Origin of the sequence: Curtobacterium sp. MCBA15_007, assembly GCF_001864905.1 — a bacterium.
Lineage (GTDB): Bacteria > Actinomycetota > Actinomycetes > Actinomycetales > Microbacteriaceae > Curtobacterium > Curtobacterium poinsettiae.
This window is the reverse complement of record NZ_MJGM01000087.1, coordinates 93,079-106,399: the sequence shown is the minus strand read 5'-3', so window position 1 is coordinate 106,399 and position 13,321 is coordinate 93,079. Positions and strand designations below refer to the sequence as shown.

Sequence of the window (13,321 nt, the reverse complement as noted above, 5' to 3'; positions counted from 1 at the left end):
GTTGACTCCCTTACGCGATCTTGGTGATCTTGACGCGGGTCAGCTCAGCGCGGAAACCCTGGCGCTTCTTGTACCCGGTCTTGTTCTTGAACTTCTGGATGATGACCTTGGGACCACGGAGGTCGTCGAGCACCTCGGCGGTGACGGTCACGTTCGCGAGCTCGGAAGCCGCCGACGTGATCTTGTCACCGTCCACGAGGAGCACGGGGGCGAGGTCGATGTTGCCCTTGTCGTCCGCCTTGGCACGGTCGATGGTCAGGATGGTGCCGACCTCGACCTTCTCCTGACGGCCGCCGGCGCGCACTACTGCGTAAACCACGTGGAAATCCTTACGTAACTCTGCTTGAGGGAAGTCTCGGGTGCCCACTTCTGCACGAGCGGCTCCCGGAAGGCCGGGCCCGATCGGCGACGCAGGCAGAACGGCCCGCTGACACCAGGGACCGAGAATACTCGATCACCCTGGGTCCGGTCAAACGGCGACACCCGTACGATTGCACGGTGACCGTGTTGATCGACCCACCGACGTGGCCCGCCCACGACACACTGTGGTCGCACCTCGTCAGTGATGAATCCTACGCGGAACTCCACGCGTTCGCTGCGCGGGCCGGCGTGCCGCCCCGCGCGTTCGACCACGACCACTACGACGTCCCGCTCTCGCGGTACGACGAACTGGTGGCCGCCGGCGCCTCGGCCGTCACCGGTCGCGAGCTCGTGCTGCGGTTGATCCGCAGTGGGCTGCGCGTGGCGCAGCGGGACAAGCGCGGCCTCTGAGCGCCCGCCGGGAGGCGCGGTGCGGGTCTGCCCGGCCCGCACCTCGCACGGTGCGCAGCCGGCTCACAGGGCCCGCGAGCGGGCTCAGCGGGGCGCTGGGCCGCCCCAGGGGTTCGCCGGGGGCTGCTGCTGGTCGGAGCGCGGTCCGGCGCCGTACTGCCCGCCGTACTGGCCGTGCGGGTCGGGCTGGACGCGTCCCTGCCCGTAGGGTGCGGGCGGCTGCTGCTGTGGCTGCTGCTGGATCGTCGACGGTGGGACCGCGTCGGCGGGTCGGACGGTGCCCGGCCTGCCCGGGGTCGTCGACGAGCCAGGGCCGCGGCGCGGGCGACCGAGCCAGAGCCAGGCGGCCGTGGCGGTCGCCAGGAGCATCACGGTGAACGGCAGCCCGTTCTGCAGCGGACGCGTGAGCACGTCGATGACGAGCTTGGAGCCGCCGGCGGTGGCCGCGCCGAAGGACCCGGTGAAGACGCCGACCAGCATCAGGGCCACCGTGCCCGCGGCGCCGGCGAGCACGACGCGGAGCAGGAGCCTCGGCAGCGGGCTGCGGCGGTCGATCGGCGTCAGGAAGGCCAGGGCCAGGAACGCCCCGGCGTAGTACGGGAACGGCGCCACGAACACACTGGTCGTGAAGCTGCCGAGCAGGTTCGTCCCCGCGCCGTAGTGCTGGAACGGGCTGACCACGAGCGAGGTGCCGAGCAGACCGAAGAGCCCGGACACGAACTCGACGAGCACCAGGGCGACGACCGCGATGAGCGCCCCGGCCGTGTTCGTCACCGAGGCACCGGGCGCGAAGGCCCGCCGCGGGTCGGCAGGGGCACGGGGCGGTCGCGGCGGGGCGTACGGCGCACCCGCACCGGGCTGGCGACCGTACTGCGGCACCGGACCACGCGGCTGCTGCCCACCCGGCTGCTGACCACCCGGGCCGGGCGGTGCGGGCTGGGACCAGCCCGCACCGTAGTACCCACGCTGCTGCTGCGGGTCGCCCGGGTTCGTCACGTCAGCTCCCCAGGATCACAGCGCCGTCGGAGCCGTCGGCGTCGTCGACCGGCTCCTCCGTCGGCGTGGCCGGCGCACTGATGCTCGGCGACGAGACCCGGCGGGAACGCGAGCGCCCCTGTCCGGGCTGCTTCGGCTCAGGGAGGGCCTGGAGCACCGAGTCGAGCAGGGACTCGGCGTCCGGGGCGACCGCGCGGGGCTCGCGCTTGGGCGCTGCGGCGATCGGGATGTCCAGGATCGCCACCGAGTTGTCGGTCGGGGTCACCGTGGCACTCGAGCTCACGCGACGACGGGCCGGGGCCTTCGCCTTCGGTGCGCTCGCGACCTCGGGCTCGGTGACGGACGGCGCGGCGGCCTTCGGGGCGCTGCCCTTCGTCGCACTGGCCTTCGGCGCGCGCGCCTCGGGTTCGACGACGGGCTCGGCGGCGGGCGCCTCCGGCGCCTCGGTGGCCTCGGGGGCCTCCGGGGTCTCCGGGGTCTCCGGGGCGGCAGCGGTCTGCTGGTCTCCCCCGCGCCCACCACGGCCCCGACGACGGCGCTTCGAACCGGTGGGCTGCTCGCCGCCCGCACTGTCCGTGCTGGTCGATGCGTCCGCCGAGGACGGCGCCTCGGCTTCGGTCGCGGCGGCCGCGGCCTCCTGCTCGTCGTGCGACAGGGTCGAGGCGGCGATCCGGGACAACGCGTTCTTCACGTCGTCGGTGATCTGGTGCGCCTGGCTCGACCCACCGTTCGACGAGGACCCCGACGAACCGGAGTTCCCGGTGCCGTTGCCGCCGTTGCCGGAGCGGCCGTTCTCGTTGCCGTTCCCGCCACGACCCTTGCGACGGCCCTTGCTCGGACCCGGGTCGGCGTTGTTGTCGTTGATCTTGGCGTTGACCTCGTCGAGCGACTCGCGCAGACCGACACCGATCTTCTTGCGGGTCATCTGCACCAGGCCGAGCGAGGTGATCTCGGCGACCTGGTGCTTCGTGCGGTCGCGGCTCAGGCACTCGACCAGACGGCGGAGCACGAGGTCGCGGTTCTCCTCGAGCACCATGTCGATGAAGTCGACGACGATGATGCCGCCGATGTCACGCAGGCGCAGCTGCCGGACGATCTCCTCGGCGGCCTCGAGGTTGTTCTTCGTGACCGTCTCTTCGAGGTTGCCGCCGGAACCGACGAACTTGCCGGTGTTGACGTCGACGACCGTCATGGCCTCGGTGCGGTCGATGACGAGCGAACCACCGGAGGGCAGCCAGACCTTGCGGTCGAGCGCCTTGTCGATCTGCTCGTTGAGGCGGAACTCCTCGAAGGAGTCGGGGCCGTCGTAGCGGACGACGCGGTCCTTCAGGTCCGGGGCGACGGCCGTCAGGTACTCGTCGATGGTGCCGCCGGCGGCCTCGCCGTCGATGATCAGCTTCGTGAAGTCCTCGTTGAAGACGTCGCGGACGATCTTGATGAGCAGGTCGGGCTCCGAGTGCAGCATCACCGGGGCCTGGCCACCGGCGACCTTCTTCTGGATGGCCTCCCACTGGCTGGTCAGGCGCTGCACGTCGCGGGTGAGCTGCTCCTCGGTCGCTCCCTCGGCAGCGGTGCGCACGATGACGCCCGCGTGCTCCGGCAGGACCTCCTTCAGGATCTTCTTCAGGCGGGCACGCTCGGTGTCCGGCAGCTTGCGTGAGATCCCGTTCATCGAGCCGTTCGGCACGTAGACCAGGTAGCGACCGGGCAGCGAGACCTGGCTGGTCAGACGGGCGCCCTTGTGGCCGACCGGGTCCTTCGTGACCTGCACCAGGACCTTGTCGCCCGGCTTGAGGGCTGCCTCGATGCGGCGACCGTGGCTGGTGTCGACCGAGTTCCAGTCGACCTCGCCGGCGTAGAGCACGGCGTTCCGGCCGCGGCCGATGTCGACGAACGCGGCCTCCATCGAGGGCAGGACGTTCTGCACCTTGCCGAGGTAGACGTTGCCGATGAGCGACACGTTCTCGGACTTGGTGATGTAGTGCTCGGCGAGGATGCCGTCCTCGAGCACACCGATCTCGATCGTCGACGAGCTGGAGCGGACGATCATCTGGCGGTCGACGCTCTCGCGGCGGGCGAGGAACTCGTCCTCGCTGACCACCTGGCGGCGGCGTCCGGCGTCGCGACCGTCGCGACGACGCTGCTTCTTCGCCTCGAGACGGGTCGAACCCTTGATGCGCTGCGGCTCGGTGATGAGCTCCGGCTCACGACGGCGCGGCTCCTGGTGGTCGCGCGGCTCGCGGGCCTCGCGGTCGGCGCTCGAGCCACGGCGACGCGAGCGACGGCGGGAACCGCCCTGGTCGTCGCGGTCGTCACGGTCGCGATCGCGGTCGAAGCGGTCTTCGCGGTCGTAGCGGTCGTCCTCGTCGCGGTCGCGGTCACGATCGCGATCGCGATCGCGGTCACGATCGCGCTCGAACCGGGGCGCGCGCTGCGGCAGTTCCGGCAGCACCGGGGCGTGGAAGATCAGGCTGAGCGTGCTCGTGGCCTTCGGCACGAACGGCTCGTCGGCTGGTGCCGCGTCGTCGCTCGCCTCGGCCTCGGTCGGACGGGAGGCGCGGTCCGCGTCCGCCCCGTCGGTCACGGTGCCCGACTGGTCGCCCGTCACGACCGGCAGGTCACCGGTCAGCGTGCTCACGTCGTGCGGCTCGGCACCGCTGTCGGCGACGGCCTCGACCGCGACGGAGACCGCCCCGGTGTCGGTCGGCTCGACGGGCGACGCCGGCGATGCCGGGGAGTCGGGCGAGTCCGGCGAATCGGGAGAGTCCGGCGAACCGGGCGACGCGACGCTGGCCGCGGGACGGGCGTCAGCGCCGCCCGTCAGCGCGAGGGTCTCGTCGGCGTGGGGTGCCTGCTCGGCGCTCCCACGGGCCTCCTGGCCGGACGACCGGGCGCGGCGACCGCCGAACAGGCGGCTCCGGCGCTTCGGCGCGTTCTCGTCGTTGGTCGTGTTGTCGTTGTTCTGCTCCACCATGGACTGGTGCACTCCTCGGCCCCACTCGCACCCTTTCGGGTGGCGGGAATTCTGTGTCGTGGCGGGCGGCGTCGACGCCCCCGCGCTCGCTGTCTCGTGACCGGTCCGCGTCAACTTCTCGTTGCGTCCGCGCCCGTTCCGGTCCGGGCACCCGGCCCGGGTCGGCTCGTCGTCGGAGTGACGCTGCCCGACCACAGTGCGCTCTCACCGCACCTGATCGTCCGAGGTCTGCCCGGTGGGGCGTCGCTCGGAAAGCTCTCTTCGGTGTGCGGTTGGCCGCACGACCTCCAGGCATTATCGCATGCCACACCCGGAAAGCACCGGAACCCGCGTGCGATGATGACCGCGTGACCGCGTCTGCACCTGCCCCCCGTCGTCCGATCGCGATGGCGGTCTTCCTGCTCGTGACCGGGCTCGTCGGCCTGTACGCAGCGTTCCGGCTCGTCCTCGACGAGTTCGCGAAGTACGAGAACCCCAAGGCCGTCCTGAGCTGTGACGTCAATCCGTTCATCAACTGCTCCGACGTGATGGCCAGCTGGCAGGGCCACCTGTTCGGGTTCCCGAACCCGCTGCTCGGCGTCATGGGGTTCGTCGCCCCGATCGCCGTCGCGGTGCTGATGCTGGCCGGGTTCCGGAACGGCTCGCGCTGGTTCTGGATCGCGTTCAACGCCGGCGTGTTCCTGGCGTGGGTGTTCGTGACCTGGCTGTTCACGCAGACCGTCTTCGTCATCGGCGCCCTGTGCCCGTGGTGCATGCTCGTCTGGTCGATGACGATCCCGATGTTCTGGGTCTTCACGATCTGGAACATGGCGCAGGGACGCTTCGGCGCCGGAGCACAGCGCGTCGGGCGCACGCTCCTGCCCTTCTGCTGGACGTTCCCGCTGGCCAACTACCTGGTCATCATCGTCACGATCATCATCATGTTCCCGGCGGTCCTGACCGTCTTCTGAGCCGTCCGGACTGCCTCTACGCTCGGGATCGATGAGCGAGCAGGAGACCAGCAGGGCGCGTCGGGACGCCGTACGGGAACGCGCGCGGGCGACACGGGCGAAGGAGCAGTCGCGCCGCCGTCGCCTCCGCACGCTGGGCATCAGCGGAGCCGTCATCGGTGGGCTCGCGGTCGTCGCGGTGGTCGTCGTCCTGGTGGCGGGATCGGTGCAGCCCGCGGGTCCCGGCCCACGCAACGCGGCGAGCGACGGTGTCCTGCTGACCGGTGTGCACGGCAGGATCGTGCCCGTCGAGACGCGCGCGGTCCCCGCCGGCGGGACGCCGACACCGACCGACCAGGACGGCTCGAAGACCGCCATCGTGGTCTACGCGGACTACATGTGCCCGTACTGCAACCAGTTCGAGACGGCCCAGATGCCCCAGATCCGGCAGTGGGTCGAGGACGGGACCGCCACCCTCGAGCTGCACCCGCTCGGGCTGCTCGACCGGCTGTCGCTCGGCTCGCGGTACTCCACCCGCTCTGCGGCGGCTGCTGCCTGCGTCGCCGACCACGACCCGGACGCGTTCCTGGCCTACAACGCGTCGCTCTCCGGGCACCAGCCGTCCGAGAACACCCGCGGGCTGACCAACGACGAGTTGGCGTCCCTCGCCCGCGGAGCCGGGGCGAGGGCCCCCGAGGTCGCCTCGTGCATCACCGGGCAGCGCTTCGCCGGGTGGGTCGCCGACGCCACGAACCGGGCGGTGCAGGACCCGGTGCCGAACTCGACGCTCGACGGGATCACGAGCACGCCCACGATCCTCGTCGACGGCGAGCAGTACGACCCGGACGGCTCGACGTCCCTCGCTGACCCCGAGGCGTTCGCGTCGTTCGTCCGGCGGCACGACCGCGCGTCCGAGCCCGAGGAGCAACGTGGAACGGCCCCCGCTTCCCATCGGGAGCGGGGGCCGTTCGTCGTGCCGAGGTGTTACTTCGCCGCGGCGTCGATCGCGGTGATGACCGTGCTCAGGTCGTCGAGGCGCTTGCCGTCGACCACGACCGTCGGCGTGCCGAACCCCTGCGGACCCGCGAGTGCCTCGTTCGAGGTGACGGCCTGCGTCGACTTCGTCACCCAGCCCTTGAACCGCTCGGTCGACAGGCACTGGGACAGGTCCGAACCCGTCGCGCCGCCCGCCTTGACGAGCTTCGCGATCTCGGAGTTGGTCAGGCCCTTCGTGCCCTCGGCCGGCTGGTTGTCGAAGAACTGCGTCTGCACGTCGAGGAACTTGTCCGGGTCGTAGTTCGCCACGCACATGGCGGCGTTCGCAGCACGGCTGGCGTACCGGGAGCCCGGGTAGCTGCGGTCGAGGATCGACACCGGCTGGATCGCCAGCGTCGCGTCGCCCGATTTCACCTTGTCGAGGATCTGGTCGGCGTAGGCGCCCTCGAACTGCTTGCAGACGGGGCAGGCCCAGTCGACGTACTCGGTGACCGCGACGGCACCGTCACTGTTCGCCGTGGGGGCCGGCGACGCCGAACCCGTCGCGGCCACGGCCGGCGTGGTCACGGGGGTGACCTTGCCGTCCTTGCCGGTGAACTGGATCGCGCCGGTGGCCATGTTCTTCGGCCCGGCGGCGGACAGCACCGGTGCGTTGTTCACGTTCACCACGACGATGGTGATGATCGCGGCGATCGCCACGATTCCCAGGCCGATGCCGCCCTGCAGGAACCACTTGTTGCGGCGCTTGCGGCGCTTCTCGGCGTCGGCACGCTGGCGTGCGACCTCGCGCGCGTGCTGACGCCGCTCGTTCTTGGTGGGTCGGTCGTTGTTCGTCATGTCGTCCCCGCCGCTCAGGCGAACCAGAGCGCGAGCTCGCGCGCGGCCGACTCGGGGCTGTCCGAACCGTGGACCAGGTTCTGCTGCACCTTGAGGCCCCAGTCACGGCCCAGGTCACCACGGATGGTGCCGGGCGCAGCCGACGTGGGGTCGGTGGTGCCGGCGAGCGAGCGGAAGCCCGCGATCGCACCGTTGCCGGCGACGCGCACGGCGACGACCGGACCAGACTGCATGAACTCGACGAGCGGCTCGAAGAACGGCTTGCCCTGGTGCTCCTCGTAGTGTGCGTCGAGCAGGTCGCGCGGCGCCGTGAGCATCTTCAGGTCGACGAGCTCGTAGCCCTTCGCCTCGATCCGGCGGAGGATCTCACCGGTGAGCTGGCGGGCCACACCGTCGGGCTTGACGAGGACGAGGGTCTCTTCGAAGTCGGACACGCAGTACTCCCTGTGTTCGGGGTCGAATGTGGTGGTCAGTCCTCGCCCATGGCCGCTCGGCGCGCGGCGTTCTGACGGTCCAGCTGACCGCCCTTGACGAAGCAGAAGACCCACAGCGCCAGGAACACCACGGCGACCGCGAACATGAACGGTTCGATGAACCCGGTGGCGAGGATGGCCGCCTGCAGCAGCCACCCGAACCATACACCGGCCCGCTTGCCCGTCAGACGTGAGGCAGCTGCGAGGACGATGATCGCGCCGACGCCGCCGCCGAAGGCCGCTGCGGGCGGCAGCGTGCCCTTGCCGAACACGACGAGCGTGGGGAAGAAGAACATGATCGCCTCGAGCAGGAGCGTGATCGAGAGCAGGCTCTCCTGCGCTCCGCGTTCGCGGCGCGGCTTCCGGGTGCGCGGTGCGCGGCCCGGCCGGGAGGCCCCTGGTGCGTCCGTCACTTCGTCTCGCCTTCGCGGTGCACGAGGTCCATGACCGCGCCCACCATCACGATGGAGCCCGCGACGAGCACGAGGGCGTCCTCGGCGTCCGCCTCGTCGGCCAGGTCGCGTGCCTGCTGCAGGGCGGACGCCAGGGACGGCTCGACGACGACGCGGTCCGCGCCGATCTCGTCCACGACCACCTTGGCGAAGGCATCGGCGTCGAGCGCACGCTCCCCCGGCGGCTGCGTGACCACGAAGGTGGCGACGGTGTCCTTGAGCGCGCGGACGAACCCGCGGGCGTCCTTGTCGCCGAGGATCCCGACGACGCCGACGACGTGCTCCGACGGGAACGCGACCGGCAGTGCCTCGGCCAGGGCCTTCGCACCGTGCGGGTTGTGCGCGGCGTCGACGACGACGGTCGGGTCCGTGGCGATCGGCTGCAGTCGACCGGGGCTGGTCGTGCCGGCGATGCCCTCGGACAGGACGTCCTCGTCGAGGGCCTGGGCCCCACGGCCGAGGAACGACTCGACCGCCGCGATCGCCACGGCGGCGTTCTCGGCCTGGTGCCGGCCGAACAGCGGCAGGAACAGGTCGTCGTAGCGACCGGCGATGCCCTGCACGGTGATGAGCTGTCCGCCCACGGCCGGGGTGACGTCGACGACGCGGAACCCTCCCTGCAAGCTCGGACTGCCCGCCGCTCCGCGACGGTCAGTGACCGGCTCGAAGGGGCCCGTGCCCTCGACGGCCAGGGTGGACTCGGTGAGCTCGGCGGCGCGCTCGAGTTCGGCGAGGGCCTCGGGGACCTGCCGGCTCGACACCACGGCGGACGACGGCTTGACGATGCCCGACTTGGTGCGGGCGATCTCGGCGACGGTGGCGCCGAGCTGCTTCGCGTGGTCGATGGCGATCGGCGTGAACACCGACACCTGGCTCTGCACGACGTTGGTGGAGTCCCACTCGCCGCCCATGCCGACCTCGATCACGGCGACGTCCACCGGCGCCTCGGCGAAGCACGCCAGGGCGAGCACGGTGAGCGCCTCGAAGAAGGTCAGCGGGAGTTCGCCCTTGTCGGCGAGCTCCCGGTCGGTGATCTCGAGCACCGGGGCGATGTCGTCCCAGTTCGAGGTGAACCGGTCCGCTGCGATCGGCTGGCCGTCGATCACGATGCGCTCCCGGATGGACACCAGGTGCGGGCTCGTCATCAGGCCGGTGCGCAGACCGTGGGCACGGACGATGCTCTCGATGGTGCGCGCCGTCGACGTCTTGCCGTTCGTCCCGGTCACGTGGATCACGGGGTACGCCAGGTGCGGGTCGCCGAGCAGCTCGACGGCACGGCGCGTTGCGGTCAGCCGTCGCTCGGGGGCCTGTTCACCGATCCGGGCGTACAGGGCGGCCTCGACACGGCGGACCTCGTCGTCGTCACCCCCGTAGGGCACGGCGTCGGCAGGGCCGTCACCGGCCGGGCCGACCGGGATCCGGATGCCGTCTTCGTCGCGGCCGTCGAACTCGTCGTGTCCGACGAACTCCTCGTTCGCCTCGTGGTCGTCGTACTGGTCGTCGTCGCTCATGCGCGTGCCACCTCCACGGAAACCTTCGCACCGTCACCGACGTCGGTGGTGGTGTCACTCGCCCCGAGGGGCACGATCTCGACGCTCGTCGCCAGGGTCTCACCGGCGATGAGGTCCTGGTGTGCACGGACCGCGCCGTCGGCGGTGTCGTCCACCCGCAGGGTCAGGGCGATGCGGTCGCTGACGTCGAAGTCGGCGTCGCGGCGGGCCTGCTGGACGGCGCGGACGACGTCGCGGGCGAGCCCCTCGGCCTCGAGCTCGGGCGTGGTCACGGTGTCGAGCACCACGAAGCCACCCTCGTCGAGGAACGCCACGGCCACCGAGGTGTCGGCGACGGTGAGGTCGAGCGAGTACTCGCCCTCGATCAGGTCGATGCCGCCGACGGTCACGCCGGAGTCGGTGGCGGTCCAGTCGCCCTTCTTGGCGGCCGGGATGACCTGCTGCACCTGCTTGCCGATGCGGGGGCCGGCGACGCGGGCGTTCACGGTGAGCTTCCGCTCGATGCCGTACTGTGCCAGGGACTCCTCGGCCTGCGCCTCGAGCACCACGCGCTTGACGTTGAGCTCGTCACGCAGGATGTCGGCGAACGGTTCGACCGCAGCCGGGTCCGGCACCACCAGGGTCAGCGTGGCGAGGGGCAGGCGGACGCGCTTGCCCGTGGCCTTGCGGAGCGCCAGGCCCTTCGAGGCGACGTCGCGCACGCGGTCCATCGCATCGACCAGGGCGTCGTCGGCGGGGAACTCGTCGGGGTCCGGGAAGTCCGTCAGGTGGACGCTGCGCCCGCCGGTCAGGCCCTTCCAGATCTCCTCGGTGACGAGCGGCGCGAGCGGGGCGGCGACCCGGGTCAGGGTCTCGAGCACGGTGTACAGCGTGTCGAACGCCGCGCGGGTCTCGGCGCCGGCGGCCGCGTCGGCCCCGGTCCAGAACTTGTCGCGCGAGCGACGGACGTACCAGTTCGTGAGCACGTCGGCGAAGTCACGGACGGCCTGGGCCGCCAGCGGGGTGTCGAGCGCGTCGAGGTGCGCGGTGACGTCGGTGACGAGCACCCGGGTCTTCGCGAGCAGGTACCGGTCGAGCACGTCGGTGCTCGCGGTGCTCCGGGTGGCCTGGTAGCCCGACTCCCCGGAGGCGTTCGCGTACAGGGTGAAGAAGTAGTAGGTCGACCACAGCGGCAGCATGAACTCGCGGACGCCCTGCCGGATCCCCTCTTCGGTGACGACGAGGTTGCCGCCGCGGATCACCGACGAGGACATCAGGAACCAGCGCATGGCGTCGGCGCCGTCGCGGTCGAAGACCTCGGAGACGTCCGGGTAGTTCCGGAGCGACTTCGACATCTTCTGGCCGTCCGAGCCGAGGACGATGCCGTGGCTGATGACGTTCTGGAAGGCGGGTCGGTCGAACAGCGCGGTGGAGAGCACGTGCATGACGTAGAACCAGCCGCGCGTCTGCCCGATGTACTCGACGATGAAGTCGGCCGGGCTGTGCGACTCGAACCACTCACGGTTCTCGAACGGGTAGTGCACCTGGGCGTACGGCATCGACCCGGAGTCGAACCACACGTCGAACACGTCGGTGATCCGGCGCATCGTCGAGGTGCCCGTGGGGTCGTCGGGGTTCGGCCGCGTCAGGTCGTCGATGAACGGGCGGTGCAGGTCGACTTCGCCCTCGGCGTTCACCGGCAGGCGACCGAAGTCGCGCTCGATGTCGGCGAGCGAGCCGTACACGTCGGTGCGCGGGTACTCGGGGTCGTCGGACTGCCACACCGGGATCGGCGTGCCGAAGTAGCGGTTGCGCGAGACCGACCAGTCGATGGCGTTGCCGACCCACTTGCCGAACTGGCCGTCCTTGACGTTGTCCGGCACCCAGTTGATGTCCTGGTTGAGCTGGCCCATGCGGTCGCGGAGCTCGGTGACGCGGACGAACCACGACGAGACGGCCTTGTAGATGAGGGGCTTCCGGCACCGCCAGCAGTGCGGGTAGCTGTGCTCGTAGGACGCCTGGCGGAGCAGTCGCCCGGCGTCGCGGACGGCCTTGGTCAGCGGCTTGTTCGCGTCCGACCAGAGCATGCCGGCGACCTCGCCGAACTGCGACGTGAAGACGCCGCCCTCGTCGAGGGACAGCACGACGGGGATGCCGGCGGCGGCGCAGACCTCTTGGTCGTCGGCACCGTAGGCCGGTGCCTGGTGCACGATGCCGGTGCCCTCACCGGTCTCGACGTACTCGGCGACCAGGATGCGCCACGCGTTCTCGTAGCCCTCGGCATCGGCCAGGTGGTCGAACAGCCGCTCGTACTCGACGCCGTCGAGCTCGGCGCCCGTCAGCGTGCGCGCGACGGCGGCGAGCGCCTCGTCACCCGAGGCGTAGCCGAGCTCCTTCGCGTGCGCGGCCACGGTGTCGGACGCGAGCAGGTAGGAGACGGAACCGGCGTCGGCACCGTCAGCCGCGCCTCCAGGCCCGGCCGGGACGACCGCGTACGCGATCTCCGGACCGACCGCCAGGGCGGCGTTCGTCGGGAGGGTCCAGGGGGTCGTCGTCCAGGCGAGCGCCCGCACACCGGTCAGGTCGAGCGCGGAAGCGCGGTCGCCGTGCAGCGGGAACGAGACGGTGACGGACTGGTCCTGGCGCATCTTGTAGACGTCGTCGTCCATGCGCAGCTCGTGGTTGGACAGCGGCGTCTGGTCGTTCCAGCAGTACGGCAGGACCCGGAAGCCCTCGTACGCCAGGCCCTTGTCCCAGAGCTGCTTCCACGCCCAGAGCACGCTCTCCATGAAGGTGACGTCGAGGGTCTTGTAGTCGTCCTCGAAGTCGACCCAGCGCGCCTGGCGGGTGACGTACTCCTGCCACTCGTCGGTGTACTGCAGCACCGACTTCTTGGCGGCGGCGTTGAAGACGTCGATGCCCATGGCGTCGATCTCGTGCTTCTCGGTGATGCCGAGCTGGCGCATCGCCTCGAGCTCGGCGGGCAGGCCGTGGGTGTCCCAGCCGAAGCGGCGGTGCACCTGCTTGCCGCGCATGGTCTGGTAGCGCGGGAAGACGTCCTTGGCGTACCCGGTCAGCAGGTGCCCGTAGTGCGGCAGGCCGTTGGCGAAGGGCGGGCCGTCGTAGAAGGTCCACTCCGGGCAGCCCTGGCGCGCGTCGATGGACGCCTGGAACGTGTCGTCACGCTTCCAGAAGGCGAGGATGCCCCGCTCGACGGCGGGGAAGCTCGGCGAGGGGACGACGCCATCGGCATCGGCGTTCAACGGGTACGGCACCGGGACTCCTTGTGGGTTCGCTCGATCTCCACGAGGACGGAGCCAGGCTCCGCGGTACCACCTCGTTTGCCGCCCAACGTCCGCTGTGCGACCACTCTGTGTCGGGGATGGTGACGGTCCCGAACCCG

Annotated in this window: 10 protein-coding genes and 1 pseudogene; 3 read left to right on the top strand and 8 right to left on the bottom strand. The window is 70.7% G+C overall.

The features are described 5' to 3' along the window. Positions 1 to 10: 10 nt before the first annotated feature. Complete coding sequence (gene rplU, locus BIU95_RS16745) at positions 11 to 319, bottom strand: 50S ribosomal protein L21 (RefSeq protein ID WP_027464715.1); 309 nt, start codon at positions 317 to 319, stop codon at positions 11 to 13. 179 nt (positions 320 to 498) lie between these two features. Between rplU and BIU95_RS16740 the strand changes: the two genes are divergently transcribed. Next, on the top strand, positions 499 to 771 hold the full coding sequence (locus BIU95_RS16740; RefSeq protein WP_017885978.1) for a DUF4031 domain-containing protein: 273 nt from the start codon (positions 499 to 501) through the stop codon (positions 769 to 771). A gap of 84 nt (positions 772 to 855) precedes the next feature. Here the strand turns inward: BIU95_RS16740 and BIU95_RS18875 are convergent, their stop codons facing one another. Next, on the bottom strand, positions 856 to 1,767 hold the full coding sequence (locus BIU95_RS18875; protein ID WP_071252305.1) for a hypothetical protein: 912 nt from the start codon (positions 1,765 to 1,767) through the stop codon (positions 856 to 858). A gap of 1 nt (position 1,768) precedes the next feature. Next, a complete protein-coding gene (locus tag BIU95_RS16730) occupies positions 1,769 to 4,741 on the bottom strand; it encodes an Rne/Rng family ribonuclease (protein ID WP_071252302.1) in 2,973 nt (990 codons plus the stop codon). Positions 4,742 to 5,088: 347 nt separating this feature from the next. Here BIU95_RS16730 and BIU95_RS16725 point away from each other — a divergent pair, with 347 nt between their 5' ends. Both BIU95_RS16725 and BIU95_RS19250 read left to right on the top strand, forming a co-directional pair. After that, entirely contained in the window at positions 5,089 to 5,691 is a 603-nt protein-coding gene (locus BIU95_RS16725; RefSeq protein WP_042538492.1) for a vitamin K epoxide reductase family protein, read from the top strand. A 31-nt stretch (positions 5,692 to 5,722) separates the two neighbouring features. Beyond that, positions 5,723 to 6,451: pseudogene (locus BIU95_RS19250) on the top strand (DsbA family protein); the annotation flags it as partial. A gap of 203 nt (positions 6,452 to 6,654) precedes the next feature. On the opposite strand, the gene BIU95_RS16715 reads toward BIU95_RS19250, so the two are convergent. The 5 genes from BIU95_RS16715 to ileS are packed head-to-tail and all read right to left on the bottom strand — an operon-like array spanning position 6,655 to position 13,193. Continuing rightward, complete coding sequence (locus BIU95_RS16715; RefSeq protein ID WP_017885983.1) at positions 6,655 to 7,503, bottom strand: thioredoxin domain-containing protein; 849 nt, start codon at positions 7,501 to 7,503, stop codon at positions 6,655 to 6,657. 14 nt (positions 7,504 to 7,517) lie between these two features. Next, positions 7,518 to 7,937, bottom strand: a complete 420-nt coding sequence (gene ndk / locus BIU95_RS16710; protein ID WP_017885984.1) for a nucleoside-diphosphate kinase — start codon at positions 7,935 to 7,937, stop codon at positions 7,518 to 7,520. 35 nt (positions 7,938 to 7,972) lie between these two features. Next, a complete protein-coding gene (locus BIU95_RS16705; protein WP_042538495.1) occupies positions 7,973 to 8,389 on the bottom strand; it encodes a DUF4233 domain-containing protein in 417 nt (138 codons plus the stop codon). After that, the gene (locus BIU95_RS16700) at positions 8,386 to 9,939 is read right to left on the bottom strand and encodes a folylpolyglutamate synthase/dihydrofolate synthase family protein (RefSeq protein ID WP_175470790.1); all 1,554 of its coding nucleotides are present in this window, start codon (positions 9,937 to 9,939) and stop codon (positions 8,386 to 8,388) included. The genes BIU95_RS16705 and BIU95_RS16700 overlap by 4 nt, the downstream gene beginning before the upstream one ends. Continuing rightward, complete coding sequence (gene ileS, locus BIU95_RS16695) at positions 9,936 to 13,193, bottom strand: isoleucine--tRNA ligase (protein WP_071252299.1); 3,258 nt, start codon at positions 13,191 to 13,193, stop codon at positions 9,936 to 9,938. The genes BIU95_RS16700 and ileS overlap by 4 nt, the downstream gene beginning before the upstream one ends. Between the last annotated feature and the right edge of the window lie 128 nt (positions 13,194 to 13,321).

Bases quoted from the DNA above. Each gene is read 5' to 3' on its own strand.
- BIU95_RS16730 (WP_071252302.1), bottom strand. From the start codon at position 4,741: ATGGTGGAGCAGAACAACGACAACACGACCAACGACGAGAACGCGCCG.
- BIU95_RS16715 (WP_017885983.1), bottom strand. From the start codon at position 7,503: ATGACGAACAACGACCGACCCACCAAGAACGAGCGGCGTCAGCACGCG.
- BIU95_RS16700 (WP_175470790.1), bottom strand. From the start codon at position 9,939: ATGAGCGACGACGACCAGTACGACGACCACGAGGCGAACGAGGAGTTC.